The 384-nt window shown below is 37.0% G+C and carries 1 protein-coding gene; it reads left to right on the plus strand.

From position 1 onward, the window contains the following. Nucleotides 1–384: transposase (locus tag AAHB15_RS30075; protein ID WP_342043906.1), on the plus strand; the 384-nt coding region annotated here is incomplete at both ends.

The following is a 384-nucleotide window of genomic DNA, read 5'->3' on the forward strand; positions in this document are numbered from 1 at the left end:
GGCAAAAGAAAAAGCGATTGAACTTAAAGCTGCGGCGGCCCGTAACCCTTTTGAAAAGACAGTTTATCAGAGTCATATTTTAAGCCTTGGTATGTATATAAACATGATTCTTCAGTATAAAGAGCATCTATCAAAGTTAGAGTCGGAGATAGATGCCCTCGCTAAGGAAATTGAAGAATATAATATCATCAAATCTATCCCTGGTATCGGAGAAAAGATCGCTGCAACGATTATTTCTGAAATTGGGGAAATAGATCGATTTAATCATCCAAAAAAGCTTGTAGCATTCGCTGGAGTCGATCCAAGTGTTTTTGAATCTGGTAAATTTTCTGCCACTAAAAATCGAATCACTAAAAGAGGATCTAGTAGACTTAGACATGCCTT

It is taken from the genome of Bacillus sp. OTU2372 (assembly GCF_038440275.1).
GTDB lineage: Bacteria > Bacillota > Bacilli > Bacillales > Cytobacillaceae > Neobacillus > Neobacillus bataviensis_B.